Raw genomic sequence first — 2,357 nt, forward strand, 5'->3', positions numbered from 1 at the left:
CCGAAGGACTCCGTCGGCCTTACTTGTTTCGCTGGCACCCCATCGTTTCTGGACGCGACCCATGCGGCCACCAGCACCGTTTTTGGTTAATGAGGAGGCCAGTATGCATCCCATCATCGAAGCATCCCGACTGATGAACAACGCTCAGATCACACGGAAGGCCGCCATTCATGCCAATGCAACGACGATTTTCCTGTGGGAGCTTTCCACTGGTGACACCCTGGAGCTCGTTCGAACCTGTTCAGGTTTCAGTTCTACTGAACTTAAACACCACCCCTTCAACGATCGAATCAATTACTACCAGGAACGCCGTAGCGCAAAGGTGACTGGTTCCTACCAGCCAGCGGCCTGACATAAACCGATCTACCCGCCCGGCACAGCCCGGGCTTTTTTTCGGTGCGCCCGGCAGGGCGCGCTCACTCAGGGGTGAAAGTCCCCCGCACACCCGGCAAGGGGAAGTGTTAGCCAGAGGCAAGGGTGTCGCGGGTGACTGCGAATCTGAAGGAAGCCCGAGGCAAAATGCTGGCCTGACGAACAGGAAGCGGATGAGGCGGCACAGCGGGGTAAGACGGCCACAATCGTCAAAGCCCGATACTTGCACGGAACGCCATGACGTAGATCCGACAGGCATAAGCGTGAAAGTGGGTGCGCAATACCCGGGGAGATCTGCACGGTTGCCCGTCAGGGCTACCGGCACCGCGAGGTGCTGGAATGACTGTGCAGAAGTCAGCAGAGGGCATAGTAGGTCGCGAGACTGAAGGCCTGAACGATTAATACCGAGAGTAGAACAGCTGATCTCGACAACCCACGATGACGCAGAAGCTCCCGACACGGGAGGCCTGCCTGCCATGGCCGGACGGAATCCGGAAAGAAGCCCGCAAGGTGCTGAGGGGGTTGCGGCGACGGCTGGGCGAACGAAATCGGAGGACTACCGGCTCATGGAGCAGGTGGTCGAACCCAGCAACATGCGACGAGCGTACAAGCGCGTCCTGAAGAACCGAGGCGCGCCAGGCGTTGATCGCTTGACGGTTGAGGAACTGAAGGACTGGCTGATGGTGCACTGGCCAAGTGTGAAGGCGGCACTGCTGGAAGATCGGTATCTACCACGGGCGGTGCGCCGAGTGGACATTCCCAAGCCTAACGGCGGGGTTAGAACACTCGGCGTTCCCACTGTGGTGGACCGGCTTATCCAGCAGGCGCCCCATCAAGTACTGCAACCGATTTTCGAGCCAACATTCTCCGAGGGCAGCTACGGTTTCCGTCCACAGAGAAGTGCGCTCGATGCGGTGGCCAAGGCGAAAGAGTATGTGGCCGAAGGAAAGCACTGGGTAGTGGACATCGACCTGGAGAAATTCTTCGACCGGGTCAACCACGACGTGTTGATGGCTCGACTCGCCTATCGAGTGAGGGATGGTCGCGTACTCAAGCTGATCCGGCGCTTCTTAGAGGCGGGGATGATGGCTAATGGCGTGATTCAACCTCGCAGCGAGGGTACGCCTCAGGGTGGGCCGCTGTCCCCATTACTGTCGAATATCCTGCTGACCGATCTTGATCGAGAGCTGGAAAGGCGGCAGTTGAAGTTCTGCCGATATGCTGACGACTGCAATATCTACATCGGCAGTGAAGGCGCAGGGCAACGGGCGATGGCGAACATCAGAGCCTTCCTGGAAGGTCATCTGAAGCTACGTATCAACGAGCAGAAAAGCGCAGTAGCACGGCCTTGGAAGCGAAAGTTTCTGGGCTACGCGATTACGATCTATCGCCAAGAGACACGGGTGCGACCTGCCCCCGAAAGCCTGCGAAGACTGATGGATCGAGTTCGTGAGTTGCTGCGCAAGGGGCGAGGACGGTCCTTGTCTCACACTATAGAGATGCTAAATCCCGTGTTGCGGGGTTGGGCAAACTACTTTCGGCTTACCGCGAACATGCGGACGCTGGATGAACTCGATTGGTGGCTGCGTCGAAAACTACGTTGCCTGCTCTGGCGACAGTGGAAAACCCCGAAGACCCGCGAACGACGACTCATCTTACTTGGGCTTAGGCCTGAGCGGGCGTGGAAGTCGAGTGTAAACGGGCGAGGGCCTTGGTGGAACTCGGCATCCAAACACATGAATCAGGCAGTACCGACGTTGTACTTCGCCAAAATGGGGCTGGTCTCGCTGCGCAGCACTGTGCAGGGACTCCAGCGTATTAGTTGAACCGCCGTATGCGGAACCGCACGTACGGTGGTGTGAGAGGGCTGAGGGAAAAAAAAATCCCTCATCCTACTCGATTCTCCCTATTCTCCTCCAGCCAAAACCGCGCTTCTCGCTATCCCGGCTATTTCAAAAACTTCAGAGAATTCCTACGTTGAATTT

Annotated in this window: 2 protein-coding genes; both read left to right on the forward strand. The window is 57.5% G+C overall.

Annotated features, from left to right (window positions below; translation table 11 throughout):
• Positions 1–352 (forward strand): hypothetical protein (locus tag GHN86_RS22875; protein ID WP_228389646.1); only part of this gene is annotated, 352 nt, incomplete at its 5' end.
• A 586-nt stretch (positions 353–938) separates the two neighbouring features.
• Positions 939–2,198, forward strand: coding sequence for a group II intron reverse transcriptase/maturase (gene ltrA / locus GHN86_RS22880; protein WP_153387378.1), 1,260 nt, complete (start codon positions 939–941; stop codon positions 2,196–2,198).
• Positions 2,199–2,357: the final 159 nt, after the last annotated feature.

It is taken from the genome of Pseudomonas helleri (assembly GCF_009600315.1).
GTDB classification, from domain to species: Bacteria; Pseudomonadota; Gammaproteobacteria; order Pseudomonadales; family Pseudomonadaceae; genus Aquipseudomonas; species Aquipseudomonas helleri_A.

Excerpts from the sequence above, each read along its gene's own strand:
- ltrA (WP_153387378.1), top strand. The coding sequence starts at position 939 with ATGGAGCAGGTGGTCGAACCCAGCAACATGCGACGAGCGTACAAGCGC.